General features: G+C 61.4%; 13 protein-coding genes and 1 pseudogene. 6 read left to right on the top strand and 8 right to left on the bottom strand.

Annotation, left to right across the window (positions count from 1 at the left end):
* A pseudogene (locus tag J2X20_RS29400) lies at positions 1-263 on the bottom strand (hypothetical protein); the annotation flags it as partial.
* On the opposite strand from J2X20_RS29400, the gene J2X20_RS29395 reads away from it, so the two are divergent.
* The 6 genes from J2X20_RS29395 (at position 229) to J2X20_RS29370 (ending at position 4,440) form a co-directional block, all read left to right on the top strand.
* Positions 229-414: a hypothetical protein gene (locus J2X20_RS29395; RefSeq protein ID WP_310273354.1), complete on the top strand. Its 186-nt coding sequence runs from the start codon at positions 229-231 to the stop codon at positions 412-414. The pseudogene J2X20_RS29400 and the gene J2X20_RS29395 overlap by 35 nt on opposite strands.
* Before the next feature lie 535 nt (positions 415-949).
* Positions 950-1,252, top strand: a complete 303-nt coding sequence (locus J2X20_RS29390) for a BufA1 family periplasmic bufferin-type metallophore (protein ID WP_310273350.1) — start codon at positions 950-952, stop codon at positions 1,250-1,252.
* Between the two features lie 70 nt (positions 1,253-1,322).
* On the top strand, positions 1,323-2,126 hold the full coding sequence (bufB, locus tag J2X20_RS29385) for an MNIO family bufferin maturase (RefSeq protein ID WP_310273347.1): 804 nt from the start codon (positions 1,323-1,325) through the stop codon (positions 2,124-2,126).
* The gene (locus J2X20_RS29380) at positions 2,123-2,902 is read left to right on the top strand and encodes an HvfC/BufC family peptide modification chaperone (protein ID WP_310273344.1); all 780 of its coding nucleotides are present in this window, start codon (positions 2,123-2,125) and stop codon (positions 2,900-2,902) included. The genes bufB and J2X20_RS29380 overlap by 4 nt, the downstream gene beginning before the upstream one ends.
* Entirely contained in the window at positions 2,899-3,357 is a 459-nt protein-coding gene (locus J2X20_RS29375) for a DoxX family protein (protein ID WP_310273341.1), read from the top strand. The genes J2X20_RS29380 and J2X20_RS29375 overlap by 4 nt, the downstream gene beginning before the upstream one ends.
* A gap of 33 nt (positions 3,358-3,390) precedes the next feature.
* Entirely contained in the window at positions 3,391-4,440 is a 1,050-nt protein-coding gene (locus J2X20_RS29370) for a GlxA family transcriptional regulator (RefSeq protein WP_310273337.1), read from the top strand.
* Between the two features lie 25 nt (positions 4,441-4,465).
* Here the strand turns inward: J2X20_RS29370 and J2X20_RS29365 are convergent, their stop codons facing one another.
* From J2X20_RS29365 to J2X20_RS29335, 7 genes are all read right to left on the bottom strand, one after another.
* Positions 4,466-6,565, bottom strand: coding sequence for a TonB-dependent receptor (locus J2X20_RS29365; protein WP_310273334.1), 2,100 nt, complete (start codon positions 6,563-6,565; stop codon positions 4,466-4,468).
* 211 nt (positions 6,566-6,776) lie between these two features.
* Complete coding sequence (locus J2X20_RS29360; protein WP_310273331.1) at positions 6,777-7,931, bottom strand: HupE/UreJ family protein; 1,155 nt, start codon at positions 7,929-7,931, stop codon at positions 6,777-6,779.
* Entirely contained in the window at positions 7,918-9,081 is a 1,164-nt protein-coding gene (locus tag J2X20_RS29355; protein WP_310273327.1) for a hypothetical protein, read from the bottom strand. The genes J2X20_RS29360 and J2X20_RS29355 overlap by 14 nt, the downstream gene beginning before the upstream one ends.
* Positions 9,082-9,128: 47 nt before the next feature.
* Positions 9,129-9,407, bottom strand: coding sequence for a hypothetical protein (locus tag J2X20_RS29350; RefSeq protein ID WP_310273324.1), 279 nt, complete (start codon positions 9,405-9,407; stop codon positions 9,129-9,131).
* An 11-nt stretch (positions 9,408-9,418) separates the two neighbouring features.
* Positions 9,419-10,972, bottom strand: coding sequence for a DUF4331 domain-containing protein (locus J2X20_RS29345; RefSeq protein WP_310273321.1), 1,554 nt, complete (start codon positions 10,970-10,972; stop codon positions 9,419-9,421).
* A 151-nt stretch (positions 10,973-11,123) separates the two neighbouring features.
* Positions 11,124-11,399 (bottom strand): DUF4242 domain-containing protein, encoded by a 276-nt coding sequence (locus tag J2X20_RS29340; RefSeq protein ID WP_310273318.1) that lies wholly within the window; start codon positions 11,397-11,399, stop codon positions 11,124-11,126.
* 386 nt (positions 11,400-11,785) lie between these two features.
* The coding region (locus J2X20_RS29335) for a hypothetical protein (protein WP_310265174.1) at positions 11,786-12,004 on the bottom strand (219 nt) is incomplete at its 5' end.

Raw genomic sequence — 12,004 nt, 5'->3', positions numbered from 1 at the left:
ATCTTCTCGTAGTGCTTCTTCAGGCCACCCTTGCGCTTCCAGGCTGCCATGTCGCGGCGCAGTGCATCGGCCTCACCGCCGGTGTAGCCCGCAGCGATCATCGCGACCTGCATAACTTGCTCCTGGAAGAGCGGCACGCCAAGCGTGCGGCCCAGCGCCACCTCCAGTGCCTTGCTCGGATAGGTCACAGCCTCCTTGCCCTGCCTGCGCCGCAGGTAGGGATGGACCATGTTCCCCACGATCGGCCCGGGTCTAACGATGGCGGCCTATGCCGATCTGACGCTGGTCGACATACGGGCCTTGGAAAACATGCGCCGCGTGCGCGCAAAGGACGCAGTGGCTGGCCGGTTGCTCGGCCACGTCGAGAGAGCTGCTGGCTATTCGTCGATTCCTAGCTTGCTTGCGCAGGCGTAGTTGCTGCTCGCCTTTCTACGGTGCATCGGAAGTCTTCATAACGCGGACTGATCACCGCTGCATCAGCGTTCAAAAAAACAGCCCTCGACAGGCGAGACGCCTGGAGGGCCGAATCCACCCTAGAGGCGGTGGAGGAGACAAGCGGCTGATGCTGCGGTGCACCAATAACTCCAGCTTGCGGGCGGCTCCTTACGCGTAAATGACAAACGGGCAGGGAATCGGATGTATTGGCCATTTCATGCCTTGGAAGGCTGCCCAACTGGCAAGTCGACCTTTCCGCGTCGATGATTTGGGTCACGCCAGAGCATCTACGCCCCAGTTTGGGGCCATTGCCGGCATATGCACCGAATTAAGCCCAACACTCGATTTGTCCGCACCCGAGGCGCGCATTGGCAGGATCGCCCATCCACTTTGTCAATCTTGCCCACTACGGTCAGGCGACCGACTCCAACAAAATTCATTCCGTTATTCGCACGACCAGCGAATAGCGCTGAAGGGGCAATTGCCCTATTTGAAACCCAACACGGAATATCCCATGAAGAAAACCCTGATCAAGACTGCGTCGCTCGGCGGCGTCGTTGCACTGGCTCTGAGCGCCCAGACGTTCAGCGCCCTTGCCCAAGCGGATCTGCCCCAAGTCGTGAAGGACAACCTCGCCCGCGCGAAGGCCCAGAAGCTGGAAAAGTGCTACGGCATCAACGCCGTCGGCAAGAACGACTGCGCCGTCGGCAAGCATTCATGCGCTGGTCAAGCTACCAAGGAACGTGATCCCGAGTCCATCGTTCTGGTCCCTGCCGGTACCTGCGACAAGATCGCCGGCGGCAAGACCACAGGCTAACGTGTCAGCAGCCCACCGACCGCGAGCGGCAAGCTATGCCGATTGCGCGGGCCTACCCAGCTCCGCTGGCTTGGGTCTGCGCTTTCAGCACCAGCAGGCAGTCCTCGACGACAAACCCCCTGTGGCTTGGCTCGAAGTCCATGCTGAGAACTACATGGGGCACAGCGCCGCTACCCAGGTGCTGGAAGCACTCCGTGCAGACTATCCAATCTCGCTGCACGGCGTCGGACTGTCGCTCGGGTCAGTGGGCCCCATCGATAAACAGCACCTAAAGCGCCTCAAGGCCTTGGTGCAACGAATCCAACCTTGCCTTGTTTCCGAGCATCTGAGCTGGAACCGAATCGGCGAGTACCACCTGCCGGATTTGCTACCACTGCCCATGACGGACGAGGCACTTGCAGTTGTTTGTGCCAACGTCGAAAGAGTTCAACACGAATTGGGCCGGCGCATTATCGTAGAAAACCCGTCAAGCTATTTTGGATATACGAATTCCACTATGAGCGAGCCGGAATTCATGAGCGCGATGGTCCGTCGCACATCCTGCGGAATATTGTGCGACATCAACAATATATACCTGAGCGCCCAAAATCATGGGTGGAGCGCCAACGAGTACCTCGCTGGCCTGCCTGCGAACGCAGTACAGGAATATCACTTGGCCGGGCATGCAGCGGCGCAGACGGGCCGGGCCACCTGGCTCGTTGACGACCACGGCTCACCTGTACCTGCACAGGTATGGGCACTCTTCCGTGAGGCTTTGAGGACCATCGGCCCTCGCCCGACGCTCATCGAGCGGGACAACAACATCCCGGAACTCGCCGAGTTGTTGGCGGAGGTCGAAGTGGCCCAGGAATACCTTCTGAAGATCAGACTATGAATGCACTGGCAGCCGTCCAAGAAGCGGTGTTTGACGCGATCTGGCGCTCTTCATCGTCGAGCGACCTGAAGCATTTCGACGCCAAGTTCGAGCGTGCCATCGCCGTCCACCGAGCAACGTGCCAGAGCGCGCTGCGGGCCACGCTGTCCATCGCCTTCCCGGCGACGCGGGCCCTGCTCGGCGAAACGGACTTCGACGCTCACGCCACTGTCTTCGTCCTTGAGCATCCACCTAAGAGCGCTTGGCTGGAGGTGTACGGGACTAGCTTCCCCGAATTCCTGAAGACGCAACGAGGCTCGGTCGCCGGCGATGTTGCCCGCCTGGATGCAGCACTGAATCTTGCGCTGCACGCCGACATGACTCAAGACGTTCCACCGGGCGCGCGTCCACTGGGCGAACTCGCCAATGTCTCAGACGCGATGTTGAAGATGGTGCGTCTGGTTCCGCATCCGGCTACTCAACTCATTACGACGAGCGCCAGCGCGGCCAATGCATGGCGAGAGCATGCATTGGGAGAACCCTGGCCGACTCCAACCTCTGCACTTGATCAAGTTCATCTGCTGGTCTACCGCCCAGAAGACGGCGTAACCGTAGAGCCGATCGAGGCAGAACTGCTCGCGTTGATGCTGCAATTGAAGCGCGGGAGCCTGGGCGACTCTTTCAGGCTGCACGGTGACGCAGTGCAAAGACACCTCGCATGGCTTATTCAGCACTCCGTGTTCTCAGCATGGACGTCTACGCAGGCCGACAAAACCCAACTGACCTCCGCCCTATGACCCGCTGGCAGCTTGTCATTAAGCACGTGATCGGCAGCAAGCCCGTACTGCCGCTATCGCTGGTCACCCTGGTGGCCCGTGCGGCCATTGTGACCGTGTTCGCTAGCTCCGCCTCTGCGCACTTGGCGGACTGGAACACCACGCTGTTTCTGTTCGAGGATGAGTACCACCTCCCGCTTCTGCCCCCAGCGGTCGCCGCACTGTTGGGCGTAGGTGTCGAACTAGTCGGCAGCGCGCTGCTGGCAATTGGCCTGTGGACCCGACTTGCGGCCTTTGCGCTGCTGATGGTCGTTACCGTCATCCAGCTTCTTGTGTACCCAGCGGCTTGGCCCGAGCATCTGCAGTGGGCGACTCCACTGGTACTAGTCGTCAGCCTAGGCGGCGGAAGAATATCCTTGGATGCATTGCTTGAGCGGCGGCTTGCGACCATCTGGTCAGCCCGGCCGAATCCATAAGGAAACGATCAACGAGGCCGGAATCTTTACAGCATGGATAGTTCGAATCTCACCCGCGCTCGCGTTCTAGACGTCACGGTCCTGGTCACCGAAGGCAGCTTCGCCTCGACCGCCGTTGCGCCTATAGAGATCTTTCATTCCGCAGGGACGCTTTGGAACGCGTTTCAGGGCGTCGGGGGAGAACCACGATTCCGTGTTCGCATCGCCTCCGTCGACGGCGGCGGCGTGAACAGCAGTTGCAGCCTCGGCCTGGTGCCCCAGGTTTCGATTTCCGACGTGACTCAGACGGACATCGTCTTGCTTCCAGCTTCCGGGCTCGACATTCAGGATCGCATCATGCGCGAGTCCGCCCTCGTGCCGTGGCTGCGAGAACGCTACGAGAGCGGCTCCTACATCGCCGGTATCTGCACAGGCGTCGCCTTCCTGGCCGAAAGCGGACTGCTCGATGGCAGGCGGGGCACAACGCACTGGGCAGCGGTCAATGTCTTCCGAGAGCGCTATCCGCAAGTCCAGTGGTGCCCCGACGAATTCGTGACCGAAGACGGCCGGGTGTTGTGCAGCGGCGGTGTCTATGCAGCTGTCGACCTCAGCCTCTACCTGGTCGAAAAATTCTGCGGGCACGAGATCGCCCTGCAGTGTTCCAAGGCCTTGCTGCTGAGCATGCCGCGGCTGAAGCAGGCAGGGTACGGATTGATTCCCATCTCTCGGCCACATGCCGACGACAAGATCAGAGCCGTGGAAGAGTACCTCCGCGACAACTTCGAACGGTCGCTGTCAGTTGACTACATCGCCAATCGCTTCGACATGACGGAGCGGACGTTCATCCGCCGTTTCAAGGCTGCCACCGGCCGTCTGCCGGGCGGATATGTGCAAGCGCTGCGCGTGGCCGCCGCGCGTGAGTTCCTTGAGCGGGGCAGCATGCCGATCGCAACCGTCTGCGCCAAGATCGGCTATGACGACATCGGATTCTTTCGCGGCCTCTTCAAGCGCCATACCGGGATGACGCCGAGCGACTACCGCGCGCAGTTCGCCAATATGCGTGTCTCCAGAGGCGAACTGCTCGGCGATCGTTTGGCCCCTTGAGCGGCGGGTGGGCACCCGGCCCCCATCAGAAATCGCGCCTGAGCGTCACACGAAGTGCTCTCGGCTCAGCCGGGTGGATGTGCCTGTCGGCAACCGGTGCACTCTCCCCGGCAAGTCGCGACTCGTAGTAGTACTCGATATCGTTGGTCTTGCGGTTCAGGACGTTGAAGACGTCGAACGTCACTTCAGTCTTCGGCCCGAAGCGTCGGGCAACGCGCAGATTGGTCGTCAAGGAAGGGTGCGATCGAACGCTGTTGTCCTCCACCAGAGCGGCACTTCCAAGATATCGGTACTGCCAGCTTGCAGACCAAGGCCCAAGATCACGCAAGGTCACTCCGATCGAGGCCACTTTGTCGACGGCGTTGGGAAGCCGATCCTGGCCAGGCACGGCGCCGACATAGCGGGCATGCGTCCATGCAAGGTCGACATCGAACAGCAACCATGACGTTGGCAGATAGCGCATGTTCCACTCGATGCCGCGGCGCTTGCTTGGCAAACTGGCCTCAGTCGTGCCTGCATCGCCGACATAGACAAGCTCCGAATCGAAGGCCAGGCGCCAGAGCGCCAAAGAGCTTTGAAGTCCTGGGATGAACTCGGTGCGGACGCCAAGTTCGGAGCCGCGCGCCTTGGCCAGGCCAGGTACCGATTCGATGGGATCACTGGTGCGAGGGTCAATGCGGGCTGTCACTCCCCGTGCATCGTTACTGTGGAAGCCTCGCCCCGCATTGAAGAAGAGTTCGGTGCGAGCCCAGGGCCCGAGCACCAGCGACCACTTGGGTGAGTACAGGGTCGCGATGCCCGCGCCGCTATTCGCCGCTTGCACTCGGCTACCGACGACGAAGCGCGCCTGGTCGACGCGCAGCCCAAAGATGGCCCGCGCCCAATTGTTGAGTTCGATGCCAGTCTGGCCGAACAGGCCGACCTGAGTCTCGCGTACGCTGTCATTTCGGACCGTGCCTACGATCGAACGGCGTTCTGTATCGAACAGCCCGACCGAAATGCGATCCTGGCGTACCTGCAAGCCAACTTCGGACCGCGCCGAAAGCCCCGCCAGTTGATGCTCGACGGCTTGGCTAGCGTTCAGACCATAGACCCTGCGGTCATCCCTTTGCAAAAACTGATCGCCCGTGTCAGGACGGTCGAGTGCATAGGTGAAATTCGAGAACAGCGTCAGGCCATACGACATGGCATGGGCCGAGACGCGGGTGCTTGTACCTTCTGCGTCGCGCGACCACTCGCCCGAGAGGCTGGTGCGTCGTGTGTTGCCGCCATCACTGGCATCCACCGTGTCGAATCGTCCAAAAGGACGTCCTTGGTAGGTACCAGCTTCAAGCAACCTCTCTGGCACCTGATCGGTGGAAGTCCAGTGGCCCCGGTAGCTCAGCAGCCCGACGCGCCAACGCTCACCCCCCGATTCGCCTGACAACGTCAGCACGAGATTGCGTCGATCCAGATCCTCAGGCGCCTTCCATGGGCCTGCATTGCCCATCACTTCCAAGGCGGCCAGCAATTGGGCGCCACTGGCAAGCTCCGTGGACCCTGCAGCGAGCCCACGCCTGTAACGGTCGTCGCCGATGGTCACAGCGGTGAACGGCCCGTCCAAGCGCCGCCGGTAGTCGATGTCGGCCGAGCCGGCCGCAGCGAAGTCACCATTTCGCGCGAAGTACGGCCCCTTGCGGTAGTCGATGCGCTCCACCAATTCGGGGATGAGGAAGTTCAGGTCCGAATAGCCCTGGCCGTGCGCATGGCTAGGCATGTTGACGGGAAAGCCCATTACGGTGGTTGCGAAATCCGTCCCATGGTCCAGGTTGAATCCGCGAAGGAAGTATTGGTTCGCTTTCCCATCGCCGCTGTGTTGCGTGACGATGAGGCCAGGCACGAATTCGAGGACTTCCCCCGGACGGAGTACAGGGCGGCTCTTCAACAGCTCTGCTCGCACCACGCCCTGCGATGCGGCGTCCGAAGTACCCACACCGTTTTCGTAGTGGCGCCCAGTGATCTCAACCGACTCCAGCTTTGGAGGCGTCGCACTCTCGGCGTCCGCGGCTGCATCCTCCGCGTGGACACGACCGGCTGCACAAATAAGCAGACAGGCCGATACGCAAGGGAGCAACTTGCTGACCATGCCGCGGTCTGAGCCAGCCCTGTGGCGTAAGGCCTGGCCGCGAGATGACTCGGATTGACGCGCTGGTCGTGAAGTCGGTCGAAGGATTGGGAGCAGCACTGGATCGGGAGAGGTTGAGAGAAGAAGGGTGGGCGGGTGCGCACCGCGGGCCAGCGTGCGGATGCAGTCGCGACTTGCTGCTATGGATGGTGCGAAGCGGAGTGACGGCGCGCTAAAAGCGCTCGACAAACCAGAGGGTTGAAATCGCGATGGCCACGATCGACCCGCCACCGATGACGACGACCTCATACCAGCGCCAGCGCCGAAGGCGATACAGCAAGAACAGGGCAACGCTCATTGCCGTCAACTGGCCGATCTCCAGCCCGACGTTGAATTCAAGCAACGCCACGACGAATCGCGTGACTTCCAACTCAAGCTCCGACAGCGCGCTTGCGAATCCGAATCCGTGGATTAGCCCGAAGCAGAACGCGACAATCGAGCGGCGCAGCGGAAAGATTGGAACCAGGTTGTCCACCGCGGTGAGGACGATGGTTGCGGCGATGGCAGGCTCCACCACAGCTGGTGGGACTGAAGCGATCTTCAGCGCGGACAAGGCCAGGGTGATCGAATGCGCCACGGTGAATGCGGTCAAGATCCCAGCTGTCGAAAGAATCACGGCCCGCCTGTCGCCGACGGCGCGCCAGACTTTGCCGGTCCTTTGAATGGGAGCCGTCAGCACCAGACAAAACAGGAACAGCAGGTGGTCATAGCCAGAGAGGATGTGATGGACACCCTCCAGCAAGAACTGGCCGGCGGATGTGCGGTCGGACCGCGCCTGATGCAGCTGTGACGATTCGACTGATCCCGGACGTGCATGCGCAGCCCTGAAGCCACTGGGATCAAGTAGGAGTACCTCTACGGCCTGTCCTGTGCGTTGCAACTTCGCGATTCCGCGGTGCGTCGTGTCGACATCGGAAAAGAGGCCATAGTGCACGCCCAACAGCGATATTAGGTCGCAGTCGGACTTGAGGAAAAGGACGGCATAGGCACCATCACTTCGTCGCTCCAGTGCTGTGCCTGCGGGCTTGAGCGCGCAGCCGTCGATCGCGATGTGTGCCAGCGCGTAGGCCTCAATCTTCGGCAAGCTCTGCTTGACTTCGGCCCAGGTCAGCACGCCGTCGGCGTTCGTATCGATGTCAAGCTCGACGTCGAGGTCGCGCAGCGCGATGTCCCATCGCAGCTGAAGTGAACCTGGAGAGGCCTGAAACTGGAGATATGCGTCGCTCGACTTGTGCGCGCTGGCCGCAGGTGAGAACACCATCAACGGCAGACTGAGCAGAATCGGCGCAGCGGCGCCGACAAGCTGCTTAAGCTTAGTGAACAGCATCGATCCGCCTGTCGTAGAGCCCGATCTCTTTCTGAAGGGTCTTGGCTTGCGCGAGCCCGGCGGCATCACCCGCGGCGCTCGCCGCGCGGGCGAGGATCAGAAGGTCAATTGCCTCTCGCTGATATTGAACGTTGCCGATGGCCAGCACGAGTGCCGCTTTGGCGTCGCCATCGACATGAAGGGCGAACAGAGCTTGTTCGCGGCCGTGCAGGATCCGTGAATCAGGCCGCAAGTTGGCCTGCGCGATTCGCTCGCGCATCTCCTTGGCAAACTCAGCTGCATAGGGGCTCTTGGCATCGCGGGAAGCAATCGCCAGTCGGAGCAACACGGCGTCTGTGCGCTCGTAGCCGTCGAGCACGTGCATGGCATCCAACGGGCGATGAAGGTCGATAAGGAGGTCGGCGACATCCACCGCGACGAAAGCACTGGGTTCCACGTCGAGCGCCGCACGGAACGCCGCCTCCGCAGCAGGGCCACGCGCGTCCCTCTGTTCTAGCTCTGCTAACGAAGTCAGCACCCAGCTGCGTGCAGAAGAAGAAGGCGCCCTCTCAGCTAGCAACTCGGAGAACTCGCGGCGGGCCGTGGCAATGCGCCCCTTCAACCCTTGGTTTTCGGCCAAGCACGCCCGACGATATTGTTCGGCGCTCTTGGGTATGCCTCTACAGGCTTGATCCGACTCATCAAGGCGTCCCTGAACGCGCAATACCGTTGCCAGCGCAAGCCACGCCTGACCATTGACCTCACCTTCCGGCCGCGCGAGGAGTTGCTGAAGCGTTCCCTTGGCCTCATCGAAGCGATGCAGAAACTGCTGCACCGTAGCGCGCACCAGCATCACGTCGGCCGGAGGTGAAGCCTCGTGTTCCCAGGCGGCGATTGCTACCAAAGCCTGGCCAGCGAATCTAGGGTCGCCATGCCGCCTGGCCAGGTCTAGATACCTGCGTGCGAGAACCGCTGCGAGGCGGGCATCTGCGGGCTTGGCAGCCGCCAGCTTGCGCATGTTGCGCAACTCGGATCGACCGCCGGCCGATGCCGGAAGCACTTCGATGACCTCGTAGTCCTTTGTTGGCACGATGGGCTCTGCTCCAACGTGCGCCCAAGTCGCGATGAGCAGCGCGCCGGCAACAAGGCCCAGCCTGTCCTTCATGTTCATGGGAAATTGGCAAGGGGGAGCGCCTAACGGCGCTCCCCAGATCGCCATCAGTTGACGGGAACGGGCTCGGCCTTGTCGTCCGTCGGGGGAACAACGCTGGAGGTGTCGACCGGCTCGACGCCGTCAGGGGTGAGCATCACCAATCGCTGCAGGTAACCGATGAAGACGTCGATGGAGTCGTTCGCATTCGCCGGCACACTCACCGTGGGATCTGGCGCCACGCTGGGCGGAGCATCGTCGCTACCGCCGCCACAAGCCGCCAGGACGAAGGCGGCCAACGCGACGGCAGACCAGGCAACGTACTTGCCCTTGTTCTGCGATTTCATCTGAATGTTCCTCAGGGATAAGCCGTACCTGCGGGCGCGCTCGGGTTGAGGCTACCGCTGGGCGGGGTCGTCAAATAGGGGAAGGCAGTCCCGTAGTTGGCAGCCGTCTTGCGGACGCCGTCAGTGAACGGCACGAGACCAGACGGTGCGTCTGAAGGACGGCAGCCGATCTGCAACGCGTCGTTCGCACCGGTGAGTTGGCAGAGCAGACCCATCGCCGCGCGAATGGAGATGTCCACGACGTCGTCCGCCGGACGGCGTCCGTTGGGGTAGCCAGCGTTATCACCACCCGCAACACCCATCGGGTTCTGCATTGCGGCGGCCGTCGGAGGGATAGACGTATTCAGCCGCATCATCTCGGACGGCGTGGTCAGATTTGCCGGCTGATTGAGACCCTTGATGCCCTTCAGAAAGACGGTCTGCAGGTCCGTACGGGGGAAGTTCGTCGGTGCAGTGAACTGCGGGAAGACGGCCTGAATAAGCGTCGGGAACGCCGGGTTGCCGAAGTAGTCGTTGAAGTTCTGGACATCGTTCTTCGGCTTGGACGAGTTGAACTTGTCCTTGTCGTCGAGGCCGATGATGACTTCGTTCGGCAACGGATTGCCCAGTCGCGAGACCTGCGTCCAGGCGCCACCTTGTTTGGCGGTGGTGTAGAGACCCGTGCCCGGCGCGCTGTTGAGCAGGCGCCCTTGGCGGAGGCTTGCGGTGGTCCAGGCACCGATGACCGGATCGCTGCCAGCAGTCAGACAGGAGATCGGAACTTCCAGAGCCAGGGTGCCCACGCTGTACGACTCGAGGTCATTGTTGTTTCCGCCGACTTCGGGACCAGTGAGATTGAAGTTCAATAGGTCGAAGAGCTTGCCGTCGAGCAGATAGAACGGATCCTTGCGCTGGCCGACGAACATGCGTCCGGGCGTCGAACAGCCCGGGATGTTGACGTCGTAGACGAACTTGCTGGCGTAGGCTGCATAGCCGCCCGCACCACCGAAGGCCTTGTCACCAATGTTGTCGGCGGGCTTGGCAAACACGGATGGCGTCGTGCCGCCCGCGGCATTGGTGATGGGCGAACTGGCGCCCGTGCGGCGATCGCCACGCACCACGTTCACCGTGTAGCTCTCCGTCAGGTTGAGGGCGGGAGAAGCACCCGCACTGCTGGCCGGTCCATAGACGATGAGAGGGATCTTGCTCGACTTGGACCCAACAGGCACAGCGACCTGAGCCGACTTGCTGGTGAACTTGAACTGGAAGGTGATCGCCTCGGAGCCCGAGCCGGTGTTGTCGATGTGAATCTCGTAGAGCGCGTTCGGATTGAACTGGTAGTAATTGCCGCCACCCAGGTTCGACTGGAATGGGTTGTAGTTCGCGATCAGCGTCACAAAGGCCGAGCGTCCCGGCTCATAGCTGCGAAACATGTAAAGGTCGGTTCCGTCGACCGAAGGATTCATCGCGATGTCCGGGGCTTCGCGATGGCTGGACGCATGGACGCCTTGCGCAGCCCAGAGCAGGCTCAGGACCGCGGCGGCCACGGTCAACTTGGGAAATTTGTTCATGGTGAGGTGTGACACGTTTCACTCCTTGGGGGAAAAGGGAACGCCGCTGCGAGGCGGCGTTCCACGGGGGGGCAATGCGACCCATCTCGAGTGGTGGTGTGCGACTGAAATCGTTAGTTGGAGCCCGGCGCATTCGGGCCCAAAGCGTGGTGACGCTTAATCAGGCTCAGCTGGACGAACCGACCGGGCCGATGATGGAGTTCACTTCGGAGATGTTCGAAACCGGGAAGCCAGCCAGCTTCGCGTGCTCCCGCACTGCTTGTTCATCGGTGGCTCGGAAGACGCAGAAGGTCTTGTCTTTGATGACATAGGACTGCTCCCACTGCACGTCGCCTGCAAGCGCCTCGACGGCGGCCGTTCCGGCCTTCGCAGTCGCTGCGACTTGTTCGGAGGTCAGCTTGTCGACACCTGGGATGTCGCGTTCAATCAGATAGCGTTTCATGGTCGCTTCAGGTTGGTGATGAGAGCAGAAATCATCAGCGACCGAAGGCGTCATGCGTAGGGGCGAAACTGACAAAGACGACAGTCAAAAATGACGCGAAGAGCGTGTGCACAGGCTCCATGGGGTGCTTCACGATCTCGCTGACCGCGATCTCCGGGAGCTGAAGGCGATGGACTCCGGCAGTTGCTTGGGCAGCTGATGCAGCGCACCTTGCGCAAAGCTGTATCTCGCCTTCTGAATGAGATTGGTGTCGAACGAGAAGAGGGGGGCGCCCTCCCAGGCCTTGGCCGCTGACAGAGGTTCTTTGGGCATGGCGGACTCTGACGTGCCAGCTGCAAGCTGCATGTCTGGTAACTTTGCGTACGCAGTGCCGCCGCGTGGCCGGCCTAGTGAAAGTTCCGGCTCTTGGTCTTGAGCGCTCCCAGCATGTCCGTGCGGTCTTCGAGATAGCCGGCGATCAGGTTGCACACGCCATCGGCGCGCTGCCAGCGACCCTTCACGCCCATGAGCCGCGCGCCCATCATGGTCTGGCGGTACTTCTCCCAGATCGCACGGTGGCAGATGACCTGGACGTCGCCATGCTCGTCTTCAAGGCTGATGAAGAC

It is taken from the genome of Roseateles saccharophilus (assembly GCF_031458095.1).
GTDB lineage: Bacteria > Pseudomonadota > Gammaproteobacteria > Burkholderiales > Burkholderiaceae_C > Pelomonas > Pelomonas saccharophila_A.
This window is presented reverse-complemented; position numbering and strand designations above follow the sequence as displayed.

Bases quoted from the DNA above. Each gene is read 5' to 3' on its own strand.
- J2X20_RS29395 (WP_310273354.1), top strand. From the start codon at position 229: ATGTTCCCCACGATCGGCCCGGGTCTAACGATGGCGGCCTATGCCGAT.
- J2X20_RS29390 (WP_310273350.1), top strand. From the start codon at position 950: ATGAAGAAAACCCTGATCAAGACTGCGTCGCTCGGCGGCGTCGTTGCA.
- J2X20_RS29380 (WP_310273344.1), top strand. From the start codon at position 2,123: ATGAATGCACTGGCAGCCGTCCAAGAAGCGGTGTTTGACGCGATCTGG.
- J2X20_RS29375 (WP_310273341.1), top strand. From the start codon at position 2,899: ATGACCCGCTGGCAGCTTGTCATTAAGCACGTGATCGGCAGCAAGCCC.
- J2X20_RS29370 (WP_310273337.1), top strand. From the start codon at position 3,391: ATGGATAGTTCGAATCTCACCCGCGCTCGCGTTCTAGACGTCACGGTC.
- J2X20_RS29365 (WP_310273334.1), bottom strand. From the start codon at position 6,565: ATGGTCAGCAAGTTGCTCCCTTGCGTATCGGCCTGTCTGCTTATTTGT.
- J2X20_RS29360 (WP_310273331.1), bottom strand. From the start codon at position 7,931: ATGCTGTTCACTAAGCTTAAGCAGCTTGTCGGCGCCGCTGCGCCGATT.
- J2X20_RS29355 (WP_310273327.1), bottom strand. From the start codon at position 9,081: ATGAACATGAAGGACAGGCTGGGCCTTGTTGCCGGCGCGCTGCTCATC.
- J2X20_RS29350 (WP_310273324.1), bottom strand. From the start codon at position 9,407: ATGAAATCGCAGAACAAGGGCAAGTACGTTGCCTGGTCTGCCGTCGCG.
- J2X20_RS29340 (WP_310273318.1), bottom strand. From the start codon at position 11,399: ATGAAACGCTATCTGATTGAACGCGACATCCCAGGTGTCGACAAGCTG.